The sequence below is a fragment of the Helicovermis profundi genome (assembly GCF_033097505.1).
Lineage (GTDB): Bacteria > Bacillota > Clostridia > Peptostreptococcales > Acidaminobacteraceae > Helicovermis > Helicovermis profundi.
Genome location: NZ_AP028654.1, coordinates 911,509 through 931,807 on the forward strand (window position 1 = coordinate 911,509; position 20,299 = coordinate 931,807).

13 protein-coding genes are annotated in these 20,299 nt (G+C 29.2%); 12 read left to right on the plus strand and 1 reads right to left on the minus strand.

The features are described from left to right. Nucleotides 1-423 precede the first annotated feature (423 nt). The 5 genes from ftsE to AACH12_RS03945 are packed head-to-tail and all read left to right on the plus strand — an operon-like array spanning nucleotide 424 to nucleotide 5,535. The gene (ftsE, locus tag AACH12_RS03925; RefSeq protein ID WP_338536774.1) at nucleotides 424-1,110 is read left to right on the plus strand and encodes a cell division ATP-binding protein FtsE; all 687 of its coding nucleotides are present in this window, start codon (nucleotides 424-426) and stop codon (nucleotides 1,108-1,110) included. Then, nucleotides 1,100-1,996 (plus strand): permease-like cell division protein FtsX, encoded by an 897-nt coding sequence (gene ftsX / locus AACH12_RS03930; protein WP_338536775.1) that lies wholly within the window; start codon nucleotides 1,100-1,102, stop codon nucleotides 1,994-1,996. Before ftsE ends, ftsX begins: the two co-directional genes overlap by 11 nt. Before the next feature lie 9 nt (nucleotides 1,997-2,005). Next, nucleotides 2,006-3,151: a murein hydrolase activator EnvC family protein gene (locus AACH12_RS03935; RefSeq protein ID WP_338536776.1), complete on the plus strand. Its 1,146-nt coding sequence runs from the start codon at nucleotides 2,006-2,008 to the stop codon at nucleotides 3,149-3,151. A gap of 54 nt (nucleotides 3,152-3,205) precedes the next feature. Then, on the plus strand, nucleotides 3,206-4,393 hold the full coding sequence (locus AACH12_RS03940; RefSeq protein WP_338536777.1) for a S41 family peptidase: 1,188 nt from the start codon (nucleotides 3,206-3,208) through the stop codon (nucleotides 4,391-4,393). 29 nt (nucleotides 4,394-4,422) lie between these two features. After that, nucleotides 4,423-5,535, plus strand: a complete 1,113-nt coding sequence (locus AACH12_RS03945) for an AI-2E family transporter (RefSeq protein WP_338536778.1) — start codon at nucleotides 4,423-4,425, stop codon at nucleotides 5,533-5,535. 288 nt (nucleotides 5,536-5,823) lie between these two features. Here AACH12_RS03945 and AACH12_RS03950 read toward each other — a convergent pair whose 3' ends face one another. After that, complete coding sequence (locus AACH12_RS03950) at nucleotides 5,824-7,539, minus strand: IS1634 family transposase (protein ID WP_338535872.1); 1,716 nt, start codon at nucleotides 7,537-7,539, stop codon at nucleotides 5,824-5,826. Between the two features lie 935 nt (nucleotides 7,540-8,474). Here AACH12_RS03950 and uvrB point away from each other — a divergent pair. The 7 genes from uvrB to AACH12_RS03985 all read left to right on the plus strand — a co-directional run bounded on the left by uvrB (nucleotide 8,475) and on the right by AACH12_RS03985 (nucleotide 20,169). After that, nucleotides 8,475-10,463 (plus strand): excinuclease ABC subunit UvrB, encoded by a 1,989-nt coding sequence (gene uvrB / locus AACH12_RS03955; RefSeq protein WP_338536779.1) that lies wholly within the window; start codon nucleotides 8,475-8,477, stop codon nucleotides 10,461-10,463. Between the two features lie 9 nt (nucleotides 10,464-10,472). Continuing rightward, a complete protein-coding gene (uvrA, locus tag AACH12_RS03960) occupies nucleotides 10,473-13,313 on the plus strand; it encodes an excinuclease ABC subunit UvrA (RefSeq protein WP_338536780.1) in 2,841 nt (946 codons plus the stop codon). A 53-nt stretch (nucleotides 13,314-13,366) separates the two neighbouring features. After that, nucleotides 13,367-15,223: an excinuclease ABC subunit UvrC gene (gene uvrC / locus AACH12_RS03965; protein ID WP_338536781.1), complete on the plus strand. Its 1,857-nt coding sequence runs from the start codon at nucleotides 13,367-13,369 to the stop codon at nucleotides 15,221-15,223. Between the two features lie 439 nt (nucleotides 15,224-15,662). Beyond that, nucleotides 15,663-16,139 carry an NADH-quinone oxidoreductase subunit NuoE family protein gene (locus tag AACH12_RS03970; RefSeq protein WP_338536782.1) on the plus strand — a complete coding sequence of 159 codons (477 nt, stop codon included), beginning with the start codon at nucleotides 15,663-15,665 and terminating at the stop codon, nucleotides 16,137-16,139. 50 nt (nucleotides 16,140-16,189) lie between these two features. Further along, nucleotides 16,190-16,561 (plus strand): (2Fe-2S) ferredoxin domain-containing protein, encoded by a 372-nt coding sequence (locus AACH12_RS03975; protein ID WP_338536783.1) that lies wholly within the window; start codon nucleotides 16,190-16,192, stop codon nucleotides 16,559-16,561. A 12-nt stretch (nucleotides 16,562-16,573) separates the two neighbouring features. Further along, nucleotides 16,574-18,364, plus strand: coding sequence for an NADH-quinone oxidoreductase subunit NuoF (nuoF, locus tag AACH12_RS03980; protein ID WP_338536784.1), 1,791 nt, complete (start codon nucleotides 16,574-16,576; stop codon nucleotides 18,362-18,364). A gap of 50 nt (nucleotides 18,365-18,414) precedes the next feature. Then, nucleotides 18,415-20,169, plus strand: a complete 1,755-nt coding sequence (locus AACH12_RS03985; RefSeq protein ID WP_338536785.1) for an NADH-dependent [FeFe] hydrogenase, group A6 — start codon at nucleotides 18,415-18,417, stop codon at nucleotides 20,167-20,169. Nucleotides 20,170-20,299: the final 130 nt, after the last annotated feature.

The window sequence follows — 20,299 nt, forward strand, 5'->3', positions numbered from 1 at the left end:
TTTATTTACTATATTGATAAAAGTATGTGGTTGTAAGGGTTTAAAAGCCGTGCGACCTATCTAATCTTCGATTAGCTAAGTTACGGGCATTTTGCCCTATAATAAAAAACATAAAACAATAAAACTGTTAAATGCTTACAGTTTTATTGTTTTATTGTTAAAGTGTGTGTGGTTGTAAGGGTTTAAAAGCCGTGCGACCTATCTAATCTTCGATTAGCTAAGTCACGGGCACTTTGCCCTATAATAAAAAACATAAAAGAATAAAACTGTTAAATGCTTACAGTTTTATTCTTTTATGTTTTTTATTGCACGGCTTTTTTTTATCGCGAAACTTAATATATTTGTAACTTCAAATGGCTTACAATTTCTTTGTTTTGTATTATAATGTAAATGGTAGTGTTATTTTTATGTAGGAGTGATTTAATGATAAAACTTGAGAGAGTTTCTAAAAAATATAAGAATGGAACTTATGCTCTTCAGGGTGTGAGTTTAAATATAAAAAAGGGCGATTTTGTTTTTTTTGTTGGTCCTAGTGGTGCTGGTAAATCAACCTTGGTTAAACTTTTATTAAAAGAAGAAAATGTTACTTCTGGAAAAATTATTGTTGATAAAAAGGATGTAACTCATATACATAATCGTAGGATACCTTTTCTTAGAAGAAAAATGGGAGTAGTTTTTCAAGATTTTAGACTTCTTCCTAATAAAACAGTGTATGAGAATGTTGCTTTTGCTATGGAGATAATTGAAGCTAGTCATAGAGATATTAGAAGTCAAGTGCCTATGATTCTTAGTATAGTTGGTCTTAGTGATAAACAGAAAAGTTATCCTAGTCAGCTTTCCGGAGGAGAACAGCAAAGAGTTTCGATTGCGAGAGCGATTGTAAATAATCCTCCCATACTTATTGCTGATGAACCTACTGGAAATTTAGATCCTGAAAATTCATGGGAAATTATGAAATTGCTTAAATCTATTAATAGAAGAGGAACGACGGTTATAATGGCGACTCATGATAAAGAAATTGTTGATATTATGAAGCAAAGAGTTGTTGAACTTAAAAAAGGAAGGATTTTAAGGGACGAAGAAAAGGGAGGCTACGGTTATGAAGGTTAGGACTGTAAGTTATACCTTTAGGGAGAGTATTAAAAATTTATGGAGAAATCGTGCTATGAGTATGGCATCATTATCTTCAGTAGCTGCAACTCTATTAATTCTTGGAATTATATATATTCTTATAATTAATATCAATAGTTTAGCTGATGGTGTTAAAGATCAATTTGACACAATAAATATATATTTATCAGATAATTTAACCTTAGATGACGTTAATACAATTGGTGATGAAATTTATAAACTTGAAGGGGTAAAAGATATAACGTTTGAAACAAAAGAACAAGCTTTAGAAAAATATAAAGTCGAATGGGGAGATAACGGATATTTATTAGACGGTCTTGAATCGAATCCTCTTCCAAATTCCTACATAATAACTTTAAAAGATATTGGATATGCAAATTATGTTGTAAATAAAATAAAAAAAATGAATGGAGTAGAAGAGGTAAAATATTATCAAGATATTATTGTAAAAATGATGAGTATTGCAAAGTTTGTTAGAAATGTTGGAGTGGGATTAATATTTATACTTATTGCAATTTCCACGTTTATTATTAATAATACGATCAAGTTAGCTCTTAATTCGAGAAAAACAGAAATTAGTATTATGAAATACGTAGGTGCTACTAGTTGGTTTGTTAAGTGGCCATTTTTACTTGAAGGAACATTTTTAGGTATTATGGGTGCTCTTGTTTCAACTGGTATAATATATTTTATTTACAAATATACTTTTGTTTTATTTACTAGTCATTTTTACGTTTTGATTGCAGCATATATTGTTAATGTCGATATCGTTATTAAAAATTTATTGATTATTTTTGTAATTATTGGTGCGGGTATTGGAGCACTTGGAAGCATATGGTCTATGAAAAAATACTTAGAAGTTTAGGAGGCTCATATGAAAAAAAGTAGACAATTTATACTAGTGATTTTGATGCTTTCTATGGTTTTTATGTATTCAAGTTTTGTATTTGCAAATGCAGATAGTGATATTGAACTTAAACAAAGTGAGCTTAAAAATATTAATAACAAGCTTAAGGAAATTGAAAAATCTAAGACGAAACTTAAAAAAAACAAGAATGAAATACTTAATAAAATTAATGGTATAGAAGATAATGTAAAAAACCTTGAAGGTGAACTTAATTTAATAAATAATAATGTTGAAAAATTAACTGTTGGTATCGCAGATACAGAAAATATTCTTAAAGATGCCACTGTAAAGTTAGAAGATAAAAAAACTCTTGTAAATGATAGACTTAGAATTATGTATAAATCAGGTTCAGTAGGCTATATGGAAGTATTACTTGGTGCTGAGAGTTTTTCTGATTTACTTACAAGAATGGATATGATACAAAAGATTTATGAACATGATAAAAATATGATTTCATATATGAAAGAACAAAAAAATTTAATAATTGAAAAAAAGAATAAATTATCTGATGAAAAAATTAAATATCAGGAGTTAATTAATGATAGAGAGACTAAAAAAATTCAACTTAGCACAAGCTTGAAAAAATTAAATTCTACTCAGATTAAATTAAAAAAAGATTATTCGGCTTTAGAGGAACAAGAAGATAATTTACTTAAAGATGCAAATGAAGTAACAAATATTATAAAAAAATTAAAATTAGCTAAAAATTATGTTGGTGGCAAAATGGCGTGGCCTACGCCAGGATATACGAGAATAACTTCACCTTTTGGCTATAGAATTCATCCAATAACTCATAAGAAAAAGCTTCATACAGGAATAGATATTGCAATTCCCTATGGTGAAAAAATATATGCAGCTCAAAGTGGTACAATTATTTATGCTGGATGGTTTGGAGGCTATGGAAAAGCAGTTATGATTGATCATGGTGGTGGATATGTTACTTTGTATGGACATAATTCGAAATTACTAGTTAAAGTTGGACAAAAAGTAAAAAGAGGAGAGGCGATATCGAAGTGCGGTACGACTGGTGCTTCAACGGGTCCTCATTTACATTTTGAAGTTAGAGAAAATGGAAAATATGTAAATCCTTTAAAATGGGTAGTGCCGTATTAAATAAGTAGCTACATTAAAAAAATAGTAATATACTAAATAAAAGGAATGATAAAAATGATGAAGAAAAGAAACGCAGCGCTAATCGTAGTACTTTCAATAATACTGTCTGCCATAGTAACATTCACTTTTAGTAATGTCGTACAAATAAAAATGGATGATAAAGTTGTGCTTACAAAAGATGATTATAACTACTTAATATCACTTAAAAATAGATATTCAAAAATTGAAAAATTAAAGGCTTATATTGATAAAAATTATTATATCCCTGTTGATGATAGTGTTTTTCAAGATGCAATGATTAAAGGTATGTTTTCTTCTTTAAATGACCCATATTCGGTATACTTTGATAAAAAAGCTTTTAAAGATTTTAATGAGCAAACGTCTGGTAAATATGCAGGAATTGGTATAATTGTATCTATTAATGATGATGGTTTAATTGAAATTATCTCACCAATTGAAGATACTCCAGGTGAAAAAGCTGGATTACTTCCAGGGGACAAAATTATTAAAGTAAATGGAGTGGTTGTTGGAAAAGATAACTATGCAAAAGCTATTGATATTATGAAAGGTGAACCTAATACTGATGTTACAATTACGGTATCAAGAGAAGGCCAAGATCCTTTTGATTTAGTTATAACTAGAGAAATAATTACTGTTAAAGCCGTTAAATCTAAAGTATTAGATAATGATATCGGATATATTAGAATTACTTCATTTGATACATCTTCGCATGATGAATTTAAAGATCATTTAAAAGAGCTCACAGATAAAAATATTAAAGGTTTAATAATTGATTTAAGAAATAACCCTGGCGGGTCACTTTATTCAGTTGATAAGATTGCTGATATGCTTTTAGGAGAGCAAGTAATAGTTTATACTGAAGATAGAGCAGGAAAAAAAGAATATTACAGATCTGATCCACGAAAAGTCAATGTTCCTATAGCAGTCCTTGTAAATAAGGGAAGTGCTAGTGCGTCAGAAATTCTTACAGGTGCAATAAAAGACTCTGGTTCAGGAACAATAATTGGAACACAAACTTATGGAAAGGGTGTAGTTCAAACAGTTAATCCGCTTGATGATGAAACAGGATTTAAACTTACTACTTCACAATATTTTACACCGAATGGAAATAATATTAATAAAATTGGTATTACACCAGATATTATAATTGAAAAAACAGACAAAGGTGACAACCAATTAGATAAAGCATTAGAAGTTATTAAAAATAAAATGATCAAATAATTATTGTATAATTATTTTAGGAGAAGTTAATGAAAAAAGTTATGAATATTCCATATATTAGATTGTTACCTATGGTAGTGATTTCAATATTAGCGTTTAAAATTATAAATCAAATGGGAGATGTTAGTAGGTATATTAATGCTTTTATTAATATATTAGTTCCATTCTTTTGGGCTTTTGCAATCGCTTTTATTGCTCATCCGTTGATGAGTAAAATTGAAAAAAAATTTAAAGTTTCGAGAAATATTAGCTTAATAATTGTATATACTATTTTGTTTAGTTTGTTAATTATGGTTATTTTATTTGTTTTACCAAGTATTGTAAAAAGTATAAAAGATATAATGGAAAATATTCCTATGTATGTTTCATCAATTGAAAATTTCTTGAAGACTAATTCTATTGATGTTTCACAGTTTAAGACTTTTGATGCATTCAAGAATTTTGATTACAAAAACATTGATAATACTCTTAAGAATTTAGAAAAGTATTTTAATGTTCTTTCAGGAGTTTTAACAAGTGTTATTAATGTTACTTCTAGTATATTTAAACTTTTAATTGGTGTTATTATTTCGATTTATTTATTAAAAGATAGAGAAAAATTTAAATTGTCTTTTAAAAAAACAATTTATGCTTTTTTAAAAAAAGATTTTGCTGAAAAAATAATACAACTAGGAAGAGAATCGAGGGATATATTTTCAAGTTTTTTTATGGGCAAATTATTGGATTCATTAATTATTGGAACTATAGCTTTTGTTGGATTTTTAATAATGGGTGCACCATATGCAACTCTTTTAGGACTTATTATAGGTATCACAAATATGATACCATATTTTGGACCATTTATTGGTGCAGTTCCAGTAGTACTTTTGGTGATATTTCAAAGTCCTATAACTGCCTTATATGCAGCGATATTTATACTAATATTACAACAGTTTGATGGATATATATTAGGGCCCAAAATACTAGGTGATTCAGTAGGTGTAACACCATTTTGGATAATACTTGCAATTATAATAGGCGGAGGCTTATTCGGAGTACTAGGAATGTTCCTTGGAGTACCAACATTTGCGGTTTTAAGAGTTCATTATCTAAAATATATAGATAAAACACTTGAATATAAAGGAATAAAAGAAATAAAATAACGTTATAGAAATATTTATTTTTGCAAGGTAGAATAAAATGTATATAAAATAATACTTCACACCAAAACTAGGTGTAAGTCGTATTATTTTATATACATTTTTATTAACAAGGTAAAGTCAAAAAATAGCCATCTAAAGTATGAAATTATGAATTTGTATTTAATTTATTAAGGTAAAAAGAGACGCCATGCACTTGTTTCTGGCATAAGATACCGTCATAAAAGTGTATGTTTTATAACCTGAGTTTGACACTTTTTAAAATACAAAACCAGCTATAACGTTGATTTATCAATATTTATCTGGTTTTGTATTTTGTTTTTTTGTGTTGTACGACAATTCTTTTTTCCAATTTCTAAGTTGTTCAATTCTGACTTTGCTATAATTTAATGATACGTCAAATAGTTTTTCTATATCTCTAAAAACGTCATTTTGTTTATTTAGTGAATATAATCCATTTCCAATTTTTCTGCACGTTGCATTTTTTAACGTTTCTTGTATTCTTCTAATTGAATATTTATTATCTAGTTTCATCTCTAATATTCTACTAATTAGAAGTGCTATGAAGCATACTAAAAAATGTCCTTCTATGTGGTCTTGATTTTTTACATAAACCGGTCTACCTTCTAAATCCGTTTTTAGCACTCTGAAACTTTCTTCTATTTTCCATAGTCCACGATATTTTTTTATAACTTCTTCATTATTAAGATCAAGTTCACTAGTTACTATTGTATAATAACCATCTAGACTTACGTCTCTTTTATATTTTTCTTCATCAAACTCTATATATGGCTCTATATCCTTTATTTCACCTGTTTTTTTATCTAGATTTTGTAACTTTAAATATTTTTTTATACCATAACTATTTGATGATTTATACTTTGATGGCGACTCTAAATATGTGGTAATTCTTTCTTCTAACTTTTCTCTTTTATGTTTTTCTCTATCATCAAAATTTTTTGACCAGAAACAAACTACTTTTTCTTTTAAAATAATTTTTTCTCCATTTTCATCTTTTGTTTCTCTTTCTCTAAAAAATGATTTTATTTTAAAGGTTCCATTTGGATTACATGCATAACCTTCATCTGATAATACTTCATCCATAAATGCTTTAGACGTACCTCTTATTTTCTGTGAAACGATGTAACCATCATTCTTAGATTTTAAATAAGCCAGATTTTTACCACTATTCAAACCTTTATCAGCAGTTAATATAACTCTTCCAAAGTTATATTGTTTTCTCATATTTTTAATGAATGGAATAAGTGTACTACTATCATGAGTATTACCAGGAAACAAATCATAAGCTATTGGTAAACCATTTGAATCTATAAGTAAACCCATTTGAACGATTGGCGTACTCTTTTTTTCTTTTGATGGTCCCTTTTTCTTTAAATCATCTTCTATTTCCGTTTCAAAATAATAATTTGTAACATCATAAAAAACAAGTGATGTATCTCGACCATAAGTCTCTGAAACTTTTTTATTTAAATGATTTTGTAAATCTATTTTTATTTCTGAAAGATTTGATAATGATTTGTAGACTGATTTTAAAGCTACATTAAATTCTTTAAAGTATTCATCCTGATGAGCTACAGTAGCTTTTTTACTCATTGGATTAAGTATTCTAGAAAAAGTAAGTAATCTCAGTATTTCATCAAGATCATATTTAAAGTTTTTTTCAAATTTATATTTTTTTATAAATTCAGCTATTTCAAGACTTTTATAGATGTTGTCTAAGAAAAAATATCCATAATTTTTATCTGTTTCTTGTTCAGAATTTGCCTTTAAAAGGTTATGAGTAATAACTACTTCGTTTTTTTTCATATTTTTAGCTTCAAATTTTAATTTTTCTAATATGTTTGGATCTTTAGCTTCTAATTCTTCTAAATTTCCATATTTTTTAATTGTTCTTTGTTTAGACTTACCAGTTTTATCTCTATATCCCTCAACTAAATAAACTTTTGTAAATTTAGATTTTTTACTTGTTGTTAATTTTATAAACATAAAAGTATCACCCATTATTATTATATCACATTGTAGCACACCGTACAACAAATTATTTTAAATTTCAGCATAAAAAAACGCCTAAAATTCAATCTTTAGACGTATTTTTTTTATTTTAAGTGTCAAACTCAGGAACGTTATAGAAATATTTATTTTTGCAAGGTAGAATAAAATGTATATAAAATAATACTTCACACCAAAACTAGGTGTAAGTCGTATTATTTTATATACATTTTTATTAACAAGGTAAAGTCAAAAAATAGCCATCTAAAGTATGAAATTATGAATTTGTATTTAATTTATTAAGGTAAAAAGAGACGCCATGCACTTGTTTCTGGCATAAGATACCGTCATAAAAGTGTATGTTTTATAAGGTAGAAAAAAATATGTATAAAATAATACGCCATGCACTTGTTTCTGGCATAAGATACCGTCATAAAAGTGTATGTTTTATAAGGTAGAAAAAAATATGTATAAAATAATACGCCATGCACTTGTTTCTGGCATAAGATACCGTCATAAAAGTGTATGTTTTATAAGGTAGAAAAAAATATGTATAAAATAATACGCCATGCACTTGTTTCTGGCATAAGATACCGTCATAAAAGTGTATGTTTTATAAGGTAGAAAAAAATATGTATAAAATAATACGCCATGCACTTGTTTCTGGCATAAGATACCGTCATAAAAGTGTATGTTTTATAAGGTAGAAAAAAATATGTATAAAATAATACGCCATGCACTTGTTTCTGGCATAAGATACCGTCATAAAAGTGTATGTTTTACAAGGTAGAAAAAAATATGTATAAAATAATACGCCTTACACCTGATTTTGGTGTGAAGTATTATTTTATACATATTTTTTTCCATTTGACGAAATATAAAAAAAATAATATAATAAAAAACGAACATATGTTTGATAAATGGAGTGTAATATGAATGAATTTAAAATAGTATCAGAATACAAACCTACGGGAGATCAACCTGAAGCAATTGAAAAATTAAGTGAAGACATTATTTCAGGGAAAAAATTTAATACCTTACTTGGTGTAACAGGATCAGGAAAGACATTTACTATTGCGAACGTTATAGAAAAAACACAAAAACCGACATTAGTTATAGCTCATAACAAAACGCTTGCCGCTCAGTTATGTAGTGAATTCAAAGAATTTTTTCCAGATAGTGCAGTTGAGTATTTTGTAAGTTATTATGACTATTATCAGCCTGAGGCTTATGTTGCTGCAAGAGATCTTTACATTGAAAAAGACGCATCAATTAATGATGAAATTGATAAGTTAAGGCATTCGGCAACTGCAGCACTTTTTGAGAGAAAAGATGTTATTATAGTTGCTTCTGTATCATGTATCTATGGTCTTGGTAATCCAATTGATTATAAAAATTTAGTCTTGTCTTTACGACCGGAAATGGAAAAAACAAGAGATGAAATAATTGAAAAATTAGTAGACATTCAATATTCAAGAAATGATATCAATTTCAAAAGGGGTACTTTCAGAGTTAGAGGTGACGTAATAGAAATATTTTCCGCTCAGTCGAGTGAAAAAGCTATTAGAATAGAAATGTTTGGAGATGAAATTGAAAAGATATGCGAAATTAATGTTATAACAGGAGAAATATTAGGATATAGAAATCATGTTTCGATTTTTCCGGCCTCTCATTATGTAACAACAAAAGAAAATATTGAAAGATCAATAATTGAAATAGAAAAAGAACTTGCAGAGACGATTAAAGCTTTTAAAGATGAAGGGATGTTAGTTGAAGCTCAAAGAATAGAGCAAAGAACCAATTATGATATTGAGATGCTTAGGGAGGTTGGCTTTTGTCAAGGTATTGAAAATTACTCTAGAATTATGGCAAACAGAAAACCTGGAAGCAGACCTTATACATTAATAGATTTTTTTCCTGACGATTTTTTAATAGTTATAGACGAATCACATGTATCGATTCCTCAAATAAGAGGAATGTACGGAGGCGATCAATCTAGAAAAACAAATTTAGTAGATTATGGATTCAGACTTCCATCGGCTAAAGACAATAGGCCACTTAACTTTACAGAATTTGAAAGTTTAATAAATCAAGTAGTATTTGTAAGCGCGACTCCAAATGTATATGAAAAGGAAAAAAGTGAGACTATAGTAGAACAAATAATTAGGCCAACTGGGCTTATTGACCCTACAATTGAAGTAAGAAAAATAAAAGGTCAAATTGATGATTTATATAATGAAATTCAGTTAAGAGTACAGAAAAATGAAAGAGTCCTTATAACAACTTTGACAAAAAAAATGTCAGAAGATTTAGCAAAATATTTTGAAGAAATGGATATGAAAGTTAAGTACCTCCATTCTGATATAAAAACTATGGAAAGAATGGAGATAATTAGAGATTTAAGACTTGGGAAGTTTGATGTTTTGATAGGAATCAATTTATTAAGAGAAGGTCTTGATATTCCAGAGGTTTCCTTAGTTGCAATTTTAGATGCAGATAAAGAAGGATTTTTAAGATCAGAAACTGCATTAGTACAAACTATTGGTAGAGCTGCTAGAAATGTAAATGGAAGAGTTATATTATATGCGGATAGGATTACAAAATCAATGAAATTTGCAATTGATGAAACTGAAAGAAGAAGAATTATTCAGAAAAAATACAATAAAGTAAATAACATTACTCCTACATCAATACTTAAAAATGTTAGGGATGTTATTGAAGCAACAAAAACAGTTGAAAACAATGAACTTTATAATTTTAATTTAGAAGAAAAAGAAATATTAAATGATATGTCTAAAGAAGAAATTATATCATTATTAGAAGAATTAGAAGGACAAATGTATGAAGAATCACAGAAGTTGGAATTTGAAAATGCAGCAAAATTAAGAGATAAAATTGAAGAGCTTAAGACAATGATATAGGAGAAAATAATGAGTAAAAAATATATTAGAGTTAAAGGTGCTAAAGAGCATAATCTTAAAAATATCGATATTGATATACCTCGTGATGAGTTTGTTGTTATAACTGGGCTAAGTGGATCAGGAAAATCTTCATTAGCTTTTGATACGATTTACGCTGAAGGTCAAAGAAGGTATGTAGAAAGTTTATCTTCTTATGCTAGACAATTTTTAGGGCAGATGGAAAAACCGGATGTTGAATATATAGAAGGTCTTTCTCCTGCTATATCAATTGATCAAAAAACTACCAATAGAAATCCACGTTCCACAGTTGGAACTGTAACAGAAATATATGATTATTTAAGACTGCTTTATGCGAGGATAGGTCTACCACATTGTCCGATTTGCGGAGAAATTATTGAACAGCAAAGTGTAGATCAAATTGTAGATAGCATTATGAAAATTAAAAGCGATACTAAAATTCAAATTATTGCACCAATAATTATAGGTAAAAAAGGTGAGCATAAAAATGAAATTGAAAAAATAAGAAAAGAGGGCTTTGTAAGAGTTAGAATTGACGGTGAACTTAAAGATATAAGTGAAGAGATTAAGCTCGATAAAAAAATTAAACACTCTATTGATATAATTGTTGATAGACTTAAAATTAAAGAAGGTATTGAAACAAGACTTACTGATTCTATAGAAACTGTTCTAAAATTAACTGAGAATCTTATAACAATTAATATTATCAATGAAGATAAAGATTTATCTTTTAATACTAAATTTGCATGTTCAAAACATGGAATAAGTTTAAGTGAACTTGAACCAAGAATTTTTTCCTTTAATGCTCCGTATGGTGCGTGCGAAAAATGTAAAGGACTTGGTTATGATTCTAAAGTTGATAAAGACTTAGTTATTCCGGACTACACATTATGTCTTAAAGAAGGTGCAATCGCACCCCTTGCAAATAGTGGAGAAGGAACTTATTACCTTCAACTAGTTACTACGGTATTGGTGGATAATGGTTATGATACTAGTACACCATTTAATAAGCTGCCCAAAAAAGTAATTAAAGAAATATTGTATGGAACGGGCAAAAGGGAACTTGAATTTAATTATGAGAGTAAATTTGGTGGAGTGAGAAAATATAAAGCTCCATATGAAGGTATGATTACAAATTTAGAAAGAAGATATAATGAAACAAATTCTGATTATATGCATAAAAAAATCGAAGAGTATATGAGTGTGGTTAAATGTGATAAATGTGGAGGAAAGAAGTTAAAAGATGAAGTGCTTGCGGTTACAATAGATGGAATAAATATATCTGATATAACAGAATATTCAGTTAGAGATTCTATTGAATTTTTTAAAAATTTAACAAACAACTTGAGCGTGAAAAATAATATAATCGCTGAACAAATTTTAAAGGAAATTAATGGACGACTTGAATTTCTTAAAAATGTTGGATTAGATTATTTGAATTTAGCAAGAACTGCTAAAACTCTTTCTGGAGGAGAGTCACAAAGAATCAGGTTAGCGACACAAATTGGATCAGGTCTTGTTGGAGTTCTTTACATTCTTGATGAGCCGAGCATAGGTCTTCACCAAAAGGATAATCACAAATTATTAGTAACACTTAGAAAATTGACTGATATTGGAAATACTCTTATTGTTGTCGAACATGATGAAGAAACTATTGCTAGTGCCGATCATATTATAGATATAGGCCCAGGTGCAGGTGAACATGGAGGTTATGTAATAGCAGAAGGCACTATTGATGATATTTTAGTAAATGAAAACTCTCTAACCGGTCAATATATGTCGGGAAAGAAAGTAATTGAAGTCCCAAAAAGAAGGAAACATAGAGATGAGTGGATTTCTGTAAAAGGTGCAAGTGAAAATAATCTTAAAAATATAGATGTAGATTTTCCATTAGGTGTTTTTACAGTAGTAACAGGTGTTTCAGGATCAGGTAAAAGCACATTAGTAAATGAAATACTATACAAATCTGTTGCAAATAAACTTTATAAAAGTAAAGCAAAACCGGGTAAACACACTGGAATTGAAGGACTTGATTTAATAGATAAAGTTATTGATATTGACCAGTCGCCAATAGGAAGGACTCCAAGGTCTAATCCTGCTACATATACAGGTGTATTTGATCATATAAGAGATATTTTTGCAAAAACAAAAGAAGCAAATAAAAGAGGCTATAAAAAAGGTCGATTTAGTTTTAATGTAAAAGGTGGAAGGTGCGAAACTTGTAAGGGCGATGGAATTATAAAAATTGAGATGCATTTTTTACCTGATGTTTATGTTCAGTGTGAAGTGTGTAAAGGAAAAAGGTACAATAGAGAAACACTAGAAGTGAAATACAAGGGTAAAAATATTTACGATATACTTAATATGACGGTTGAAGAAGCTTTAAGCTTTTTTGAAAATGTTCCACAAATAAAAAGAAAATTACAAACGCTTCACGATGTAGGACTTGATTATATTAAATTAGGTCAACCGTCGACTCAACTTTCGGGTGGAGAGGCTCAAAGGATAAAATTAGCATCGGAATTAAGCAAAAGAAGTACTGGACGAACGCTCTATATACTTGATGAACCAACAACAGGACTTCATATGGCAGATGTACACAATTTAATTGAAGTACTACAAAGACTGGTGGATACAGGAAATACTGTACTAATTATTGAGCATAATCTTGATATGATTAAATCATGCGATTACGTAATTGATCTTGGACCAGATGGTGGAGATAAAGGAGGAACCGTAGTAGTATGTGGAACACCAGAACATATTGCAGCGGATAAAGTTTCTTATACTGGAGAATATTTAAGAAAAGTGCTAAAACAAAATGGCATATAAGTAATATTATTTTAATTAACTGATAATATTAATATTTACATTAGGAGCAATATATGTTTGATATTAAAGAACAACTTAAAAAACTTCCCGATAAGCCAGGCGTTTATTTAATGAAAGATAAGAGAAACAATATTATATATGTTGGTAAGTCAAAATGTTTAAAGAATCGAGTGAGTTCATATTTTAGAGGGTTTAATTCACATGCTCCTAAAGTTCAAACTATGGTAGTAAATATTGAGGAATTTGAGTATATAATTACTGATACTGAAATGGAAGCACTTATTTTAGAGCAAACGCTAATAAAAAAATATAAACCAAGATTTAATATTGCACTAAAAGATGATAAACAATACCCTTATGTAAAAATAACGATTAAAGAAGATTATCCAAGAGTTTTTGTTACAAGAAGAGTTACAAAAGATAAATCACTTTATTTTGGTCCCTATACCAATGTTTATGCATTGAATCAAATGATGGAAATTATTCATAAAGTTTACCCGATTAGAAAATGTAATAAAAAACTTAAAAAATCGGGTGAAAGACCTTGTTTAAATTTTCATATAAAACAGTGTATCGGTCCATGCACTGGAAATGCAAACAAAGAGGAATATGATAAATATATACGAGAAATATCAGAAATTTTTAGTGGAAAGTACGAATTGCTCTTTGAGATTATTAAAAGTAAAATGACAAGTTATGCAGAAAAACTAAATTTTGAAAAAGCTGCTGAGTATAGAGATATAATGAATTCTATGAGGCTGCTTAGCGAAAAACAAAAGGCTGTTTCACCTGTCGATATAAATCAAGATGTATTTGGTTTATATAGCCTTAAAGATAAAACTTGTATAATGTGTTTTTTTGTAAGAGGTGGAAAAATAATTGGTAGAGAAAAATTTGTGATTGAAGAAACGCATAGAATTAAAAAAGAAACAATTTTATCAAAATTTGTTTTTCAATATTATTCCGGTGTTCAATTAGTTCCAAAAGAAATTTTACTTCCTTTTAAACTTGAGGATGGTGAGTTGTTTTCACAGTGGATTAACAATAAAACGAAAACAAAAGTTAATGTGATTATTCCTCAAAAAGGGGAAAAGAAAAAACTAATAAATATGGTTGTAAATAATGCAATAGAGTATTTAGATAAATTTGAAGATAGTATTAATATTAAATTAAATAATAATAAAAAAATAAATGATGACCTTAAAGAAATTTTAAATACGGATAATGTTTTTAGAATCGAATCCTATGATATTTCAAATATGTATGGTGTTTATTCGGTAGGATCTATGGTTGTTTATGAAGGACTTGAGAAAAAGAGAACTGACTATAGAAGATTTAAAATTAAAACAATTGAAGGTCCTAATGACTATGGTTCAATGCAAGAAATTTTATTTAGGCGATTTGAGAGAGGTATAGAGGAAAGGAAAAATATTGAAAGAAATTTTTCTTTGAATAAAGATAAATTTATAATTTTTCCTGATTTGTTATTAATAGATGGTGGTAAAGGTCATGTAAATGCAGTTTTGGAAATTTTAAGTGCGCTGAAATTAAATATACCCGTAATAGGTATGGTAAAAAATGATAAGCATCAAACGGAAAAATTATATTATAATAACAATTACTATAATTTGAAAGAAAAAAAAGAATTGTACAAATTTATTTATGGAGTGCAAGAAGAAGTACATAGATTTGCAATTAACTATCATAGAAATTTAAGAAGTAAAGAAATGACACAATCAATTCTTGAAGAGATAGATGGAATTGGTAAAATTAAACGCATGGAATTATTAAAAGAGTTTAAGTCAATTGAAAATATAAAAAATGCCAAAATATCTGAATTAAGAAAAGTAAGTGGTATAACTGAAATTTTAGCAAAAAAAATAAATGAATATTTTAATACTATTATTTAGTAAATAAAAAGTTGATTAAATTTAAATTGAATTATTTTTAATCAACTTTATTTTTGTTTTTAAGGTAACAATAAATAAAAAGAATCTTTATTCGTAATATTCAGAATATTGTTTAAAATAATACCTTTTGTTCGTGGAATTTCAACGTGTTCGGAAAGTTAAAAAAAAGATAAACAAACAAATTTGCGTTAATATTAAGTTTTTGTAACATATGTATAAAACGTATTGTATACAGTATTTTCTATATAGCTGTTTTCAAGAGTTACACACTTAATTACACTAACTGCAATAATAACTACATAAAAAATAGCTACTATTTTAGGTCTATAAGTGTTATTATATTAACGAAAAAGGTTGGGAAGTAAAATTTATTTATAGTGGGTTTAATTATAAATAAAAGTTATAACAATAAATTTTAAGTTGAATTAGGAGGTAAATCATGGCCAAAAACACCTTGACCAAAGAGAATTTCGAAAAACTTGACCAAATTATTGAAAAGTACAAGGGAACTCAGGGACCATTAATGCCAGTTCTTCATGAAGGACAGAAAATTTTTGGTGCATTAACTTTTGAAGTTCAAAAAAGGATTTCTGAAAAATTAAATGTCCCTCTTGCAGAGATTTATGGAGTTGTGACATTTTATTCACAATTCACACTAGAGCCTAAAGGTGAATTTGTAATTGGAGTATGCTTAGGTACAGCGTGTTACGTTAAAGGGTCTCAAAATATAATTGATAGAATGTCACGTGAATTAGACGTAAAAGTTGGATGTACTTCATGTGATGGTAAATTTACTCTTGAAGCTACAAGATGTATTGGTGCCTGTGGTTTAGCTCCAGTATTAACAGTAAATGAAGACGTATACGGAAGATTAGTAGAGTCAGATGTACCTAAAATATTAGCTAAATATAAGTAAATTTATTAGCTTCGAAAGGGTGAAACACTCAATCAATAAGGAGGATACAGATGAAATCTTTAGAGGAATTAGCAAAAATAAGAGAAAATGCTAGACAAAAAGTCGGATTAAGAGAAGACGGAAAAGGTACAAGAATAGTTGTTGGAATGGCTACTTGTGGTATTTCTGCAGGTGCTAGACCGGTACTAGCTGCTTTAGTTGAAGAAGTTAATAAAAGATGGCTTACAGATGTCGAAGTAACACAAACTGGATGTATTGGAGTTTGTAGACTTGAGCCAATCGTTGAAGTATATAAAGATGGTAAAGAAAAAGTAACTTATGTCGAAATGACAGAAGAAAAAGCTAGAAAAATTATAGCTGAACATATTGTAAATGGAAAAGTTGTTACTGAATATACTATCGGTGCGGTAGAAGGAAAATAAGGAGGTTCATTAATGGATTTTTATAGATCACATGTATTAATCTGTGGAGGTACTGGTTGTACTTCATCAGGTTCAGTAAGTATTGAAGAAAAATTTAAAGATGAATTAGAGAAAAACAATTTATCTGATGAAGTTAAATTAGTAAAAACGGGTTGCTTTGGACTTTGTGAAGCAGGTCCGATTGTTATTGTTTATCCTGAAGGCGCATTTTATTCAAGAGTGAGCGTTGAAGATGTAGAAAAAATTACAAGTGAACATTTATTAAAAGGTAGGATTGTTAAAGATTTGTTATTCAAAGATTCAATTGAAAATGATACAATAAAATCTTTGAATAATGTTGAGTTTTATAAAAAACAAAAAAGGATAGCACTTAAAAACTGTGGTGTTATTAATCCTGAAAATATAGAAGAATATATTGCTTTTGATGGCTACAAGGCACTTGGAAAAGCATTAAAAGAAATGAGTCGAGAAGAAGTAATTGAAACAGTTAAAAAATCAGGTCTTAGAGGACGTGGTGGTGGAGGATTCCCTACAGGAATGAAATGGGAATTCACATATAATGCGGTAAATGATCAAAAGTATGTAGCTTGTAATGCTGATGAGGGAGATCCAGGAGCATTTATGGATAGGTCTGTACTTGAAGGTGATCCGCATGCAGTAATCGAAGCTATGGCAATTGCAGGTTATGCAATTGGAGCTTCTAAAGGATATGTTTATATTAGAGCTGAATATCCAATCGCTGTTCATAGATTAGAAATTGCTATAGAACAAGCAAAAGAGTATGGATTATTAGGTGAAAATATATTTGATTCTGGATTTGATTTTGATCTTGAAATTAGACTTGGTGCTGAAGCGTTTGTTTGTGGCGAAGAAACTGCATTAATTGCTTCAATTGAAGGCCAAAGGGGTATGCCAAGACCTAGACCACCATTCCCAGCAGTAAAGGGTATATTTGGAAAACCAACATTATTAAATAATGTTGAAACTTATGCAAATATTGCACAAATTATATTAAATGGTGCTGAGTGGTTTAACAATATTGGTACTGAAAAGTCAAAAGGAACTAAAGTTTTCGCTCTTGGCGGGAAAATAAATAATACTGGTTTAGTTGAAATTCCAATGGGAACTACACTTAGAGAAGTAATTTATGAAATTGGTGGCGGTATTCCTAACGGTAAAAAATTCAAAGCTGTACAAACTGGTGGACCATCAGGTGGATGTATTACTGCAGATCACTTAGATGTTGAAATTGACTATGACAATTTAATATCGCTTGGATCAATGATGGGTTCAGGTGGAATGATTGTAATGGATGAAGATAACTGTATGGTTGATATAGCAAGATTTTTCTTAGACTTTACGGTTGATGAATCATGTGGTAAGTGTACTCCATGTAGAGAAGGAACTAAGAGAATGCTTGAAATTCTTGATAAAATAACTACAGGGAAAGGTACTTTAGAAGATTTGGATAGACTAGAATCGCTTGCTAAAACAATTAAATCTGCTTCACTTTGTGGACTCGGACAGACTGCACCAAATCCTGTTCTTTCAACACTAAAGTATTTCAGACATGAATATGAAGCTCACGTAATTGACAAAAAATGCCCGTCAGGTGTATGTAAAGATTTACTTTCAATCGTTATCACTGATAAGTGTATTGGATGTACTGCTTGTACTAAAGTTTGCCCTGTTGATTGTATTAGTGGGGAGAGAAAAGGTCTTCACGTTATAGATCAGGAAAAATGTATCAAGTGTGGTGCATGTATAGAAAAATGCCCAGTAGATGCAATCATTAAAAAGTAGTAGTGTATGAAAACTTTGATTTCTAAAACTAATATTTAAGGAGTGTAATCGTGAGTAAAGTAAATATAACTATAAATGGTAGTGAAGTTAGTGTTGATAATAACTTAACAGTGCTTGAAGCTGCTAAATTACAAGGAATAGATATTCCAACACTTTGTTTTTTAAAAGATATAAATGAAGTTGGAGCATGTAGAGTTTGCGTTGTTGAAGTTGAGGGCGCAAGATCACTTCAAGCTTCATGTGTTTTACCAGTTAGAGATGGAATGAAAATTAAAACTCATTCAAAGCAAGTAAGAGAATCTAGAAAAGAAATAGTAGAATTAATACTTGCTAATCATAATAGAGAGTGTTTAACTTGTGTTAGAAATAAGAACTGTGAACTTCAATCGGTTGCAGATGAGCTTGGAATTCAAGATATAAGATATGAAGGTGCAAAAAGAGTTGGAACTATTGATGATTTTTCTCATTCAATAGTAAGAGATTCTAGTAAATGTATTTTATGTGGAAGATGTGTTAATGTATGTAAAAAAGTCCAAACAATTGGAATATTAGATTTTGCTGAAAGAGGATTTAATACAACAGTTGGTCCAGCATTTAATATGAGTATGAATGATGTTCCTTGTATTTATTGTGGACAGTGTATTAATGTTTGTCCTGTAGGAGCTTTAAGAGAAAAAAGTGAAATTGAAATGGTTTGGGATGCTCTTGATGATGACTCTAAACATGTAATTGTTCAGACAGCGCCTGCTGTAAGAGCTGGATTAGGTGAAGAATTTGGTCTTCCTATTGGAACTAGGGTTACAGGTAAAATGGTTTCAAGTCTTAAGAAAATCGGATTTGATCAAGTATTTGATACAAACTTTGCTGCTGATTTAACTATTATGGAAGAAGGAACAGAACTACTTGGAAGAATTAAAAATGGTGGAAAACTTCCTATGATTACCTCTTGTTCTCCTGGTTGGATTAGATTCTGTGAATTTAATTACCCAGAATTACTTGATAATCTTTCTTCATGTAAGTCACCACATCAAATGTTTGGTGCTATATTAAAATCATACTATGCTAAACAAAAAAATATTGATCCTAAAGATATATTTGTAGTTTCTATTATGCCATGTACTTCTAAGAAAACTGAATCAAAAAGGGATGAAATGGAAGTTAACAGTTTAAGGGATATTGATGCTGTTCTTACAACTCGTGAACTTGCTAGAATGATTAAAGAAGCGAGAATTAACTTTACTGAACTTAATGATGAAGAGTTTGATTCAGCTTTAGGTGAATATTCTGGTGCAGGAGTTATCTTTGGTGCAACAGGTGGAGTTATGGAAGCTGCTCTTAGAACAGTAGCTGACGTTGTTACTGGAGAAGATATTAAAGAAATTGAATATACTGCTGTTAGAGGAATTGAAGGTGTAAAAGAAGCTAATGTTGTGATTGGCGACATAACAGTTAAAGCCGCTATTGCTCATGGTACTGGTAATGCAAGAAAATTATTAGATAAAATTATTGCTGGAGAAGCTGATTATCATTTCATTGAAGTAATGGGATGTGAAGGTGGCTGTGTTAACGGTGGTGGACAACCACAAGTTTCTGGTAAGATTAGAGATATGATAGATGTAAGAGTAGAAAGAGCGAAAGCTTTATATGAAGAAGACGCAATTATGGCAGTTAGAAAGTCTCATGAGAATAAAACTATTCAAAAATTGTATAAAGAATTTTTAGAAGAACCAAATAGTCATATTGCTCATGAATTACTTCATACTCATTACGCAAAAAAAGAAAAATACCCAACTAAATCTAAATAATATGTTATTAATTAAATAATTATTTCAGAGACTAAGCTAACCATTGCTTAGTCTCTGTTTTTTTTGATATTTGTTAAAAAACAATCAAAGATTATAATTATATTAAAATTTGTGTCAATTATTTATGAAA

Bases quoted from the DNA above. Each gene is read 5' to 3' on its own strand.
- ftsE (WP_338536774.1), top strand. From the start codon at position 424: ATGATAAAACTTGAGAGAGTTTCTAAAAAATATAAGAATGGAACTTAT.
- ftsX (WP_338536775.1), top strand. From the start codon at position 1,100: ATGAAGGTTAGGACTGTAAGTTATACCTTTAGGGAGAGTATTAAAAAT.
- AACH12_RS03935 (WP_338536776.1), top strand. From the start codon at position 2,006: ATGAAAAAAAGTAGACAATTTATACTAGTGATTTTGATGCTTTCTATG.
- AACH12_RS03940 (WP_338536777.1), top strand. From the start codon at position 3,206: ATGATGAAGAAAAGAAACGCAGCGCTAATCGTAGTACTTTCAATAATA.
- AACH12_RS03945 (WP_338536778.1), top strand. From the start codon at position 4,423: ATGAAAAAAGTTATGAATATTCCATATATTAGATTGTTACCTATGGTA.
- AACH12_RS03950 (WP_338535872.1), bottom strand. From the start codon at position 7,539: ATGTTTATAAAATTAACAACAAGTAAAAAATCTAAATTTACAAAAGTT.
- uvrB (WP_338536779.1), top strand. From the start codon at position 8,475: ATGAATGAATTTAAAATAGTATCAGAATACAAACCTACGGGAGATCAA.
- uvrA (WP_338536780.1), top strand. From the start codon at position 10,473: ATGAGTAAAAAATATATTAGAGTTAAAGGTGCTAAAGAGCATAATCTT.
- uvrC (WP_338536781.1), top strand. From the start codon at position 13,367: ATGTTTGATATTAAAGAACAACTTAAAAAACTTCCCGATAAGCCAGGC.
- AACH12_RS03970 (WP_338536782.1), top strand. From the start codon at position 15,663: ATGGCCAAAAACACCTTGACCAAAGAGAATTTCGAAAAACTTGACCAA.
- AACH12_RS03975 (WP_338536783.1), top strand. From the start codon at position 16,190: ATGAAATCTTTAGAGGAATTAGCAAAAATAAGAGAAAATGCTAGACAA.
- nuoF (WP_338536784.1), top strand. From the start codon at position 16,574: ATGGATTTTTATAGATCACATGTATTAATCTGTGGAGGTACTGGTTGT.